We start from the raw sequence: 2349 nt of genomic DNA on the forward strand, positions 1-2349 counted from the left end.
CGGCTTCGAGCGGAGCGGTCATTCGCGGTCGTCCGCGGCGCTCCTGCGCCGCCTGGCCAGGAGGAAGGCCGCGAGGCCGAGCACGGCCACCCCGCCGACCACGCCGGCGATCAGGCCGGTGTTGGAGCCGCCGGCGCCGCCGCTGCCGCCGCCGGGGGTCGCGACCACGTCCACGGTGTAGAACGGCCAGTAGCTGCTGCCGCCGTACAGCAGGCCCTTGTCCTCGGGGATCGGGGTGATGCGGGTGACCCGGTCCTTGCGGTAGCCCTCCAGGTCGTTCGGGTAGTAGAGGGCGATGATCGGGGCGTCGGTGTAGAGGCGCTCCAGCATCTGCTTGATGATCGCCGCACGCTTGGGCCGGTCGAGCTCCTTGAGCTGCTGCTGGTAGAGCTTCTCGAAGGTCGGGTCGCAGTAGAAGGACTCGGTGCCGCCGCCCTCGCCCGCCGCGGTGGGCCGACGGCTGCACAGGTGCGTGGCCAGGACCTCCTCGGGGTCGGGGTTCACGGACCAGCTGCTGATCGCGATGTCGAAGAGCGCCGTGACGCCGGTCTCCTCGGTGAACTTGCTGGAGTCGAGCTTCTTGGTGGTCAGCGTGACGCCGATCCCCTTGAAGAAGCCGGTCAGGTACTCGGCGAGCTTGTCCTCGACCGGGGTGTCGGCGTGGATGCTGAAGCGGAACTCCAGCTTCTTCTTGCCGTCGGGCATCGCGCGGACCCCGTCGGCGCCCTTCTTGTAGCCGGCCTCGTCGAGGATCCGGTTGGCCCTGGCGACGTCGTAGGTAACCTTGACGTCGCCGGCGGCCTCCCAGAAGAAGTCCTTGTACATGGGCGGCACGATCGAGCCGTCGGCGGGCCTGGCCAGGCCGTTCTGCACCTCGTCGACCAGCTTCTGCTTGTCGATCGCGTAGTGGAGCGCCTGGCGCACCTTCGGGTCCTTCAGGGCCGGGTGGCCGTCGCCGATGGGCTTGCCGTCGCTGGTGGTGGCGCCGTGGTTGATCTCCAGGTACGAGGCGCGGCGGCCCTGGGTGTTCCACTGCTCGATGTTCGGGTCGCCCTTGATGGCCTCGAACTCCGGCGGGAAGAGGCGGCCGATCAGGTCGATGTCACCCTTCTTCAGACCGGCGATGGCGGCCTGCGGGTTGTCGTAGAAGATCACCTGGAGCTCGTCCAGCTTGGGCTTGCCACGCCAGAACTCGGGGTTGGCCTTGAGCTTGACGTACTGGTCCTTCTTGTGCTCGACCGCGACGTACGGCCCGCTGCTCACGGACGGGTACTTGTCGCCGTCGTAGTCGGCCAGGCCGGTGACGCCCTCCCAGGCGTGCTTGGGCATGATCGGGATGGGGTTCTCCAGCATGGACGCCTGCGGGGCCTTGAGCTTGATGACCAGCTCCTGTCCGTTGGCCTTGACGCTCTCGAAGTTCTCGACGGCCGGGCCGTTGGCGGTCTTGGCGGCGTCGTCAGTCATGATCTTGTTGAAGGTCCAGGCGGCGTCCTCGGCCGTGATCGGCTTGCCGTCGGACCACTTGGCCTGGCGGATCTTGAACGTCCACGTCAGCCCGTCGGGAGACGTGGTCCACGACTCGGCCAGGTCCGCGCTGGGCTGCAGGGTCTTGGGGTCGGGCACCGTGAGGAAGCCGTACATCCAGCGGTGGATCGAGGTCGAGACGATGCGGACGGCCAGGAAGGGGTTCATGGAGTCCACGGTCTGCGTGGCGCCGACGCGCAGGACCTTCTTCCCCGCCCCCGGATCCTGGGCCAGTGCCACCTGGCCCTGACCTGCGACTAACAGCGCGACACCCAGCACGGCCAGGCGTGCGAACCATTTCCTCATACGTGCCTCACCTTCAGGCGGGGTTCCTATCAAGAAGGCACACCATACGAACTCCGGGCGTCAACGCGAGACGGAGGATTGTTTCATCATTGTATCCTTGCTCGGTGTAAATTTTCAGTTGGCCTCGACGACCTGGGCAGCGAGGCGCGACAGTGGACAGAAAGTGACCTGTCAAACGGATAGAAGTCCGTACCACCCTGCAGAAACTTTCGACCCCTCAGCAAGTGAAGACCCCCCATGATGCCTCGGCTCCCATCCCTCGCCCGCCGTATTTCCCTGGCCGGCGTCACCACCGCTCTTGCTTGGGCCGACGCCCCTCCTCCCCCAAGTCGTCCGCTGGCCTGAGGGACCGCCGCAGCCCGTCATACGAAGTGCCACCCCAACATCCCCCATCGGCATAGGAGGCATGGTGACCATCCAGCACCTGAATGAATCAGATCGAGACCCGCGCCCGCTCAGCCGGCGCGGCGTGCTGCGCGGCGCCGCGGCTCTGGGCGCCGCGACCCTGGGCGCCGCCAC

At 66.9% G+C, this 2349-nt stretch carries 1 protein-coding gene; it reads right to left on the bottom strand.

Annotation, left to right across the window (positions count from 1 at the left end):
* Window positions 1-18 precede the first annotated feature (18 nt).
* Window positions 19-1830, bottom strand: coding sequence for an ABC transporter substrate-binding protein (locus DQW85_RS24330; protein WP_113702349.1), 1812 nt, complete (start codon window positions 1828-1830; stop codon window positions 19-21).
* Window positions 1831-2349 lie beyond the last annotated feature (519 nt).

Source organism: Nonomuraea lactucae (assembly GCF_003313395.1).
In the GTDB taxonomy this organism is placed as follows: domain Bacteria; phylum Actinomycetota; class Actinomycetes; order Streptosporangiales; family Streptosporangiaceae; genus Nonomuraea; species Nonomuraea lactucae.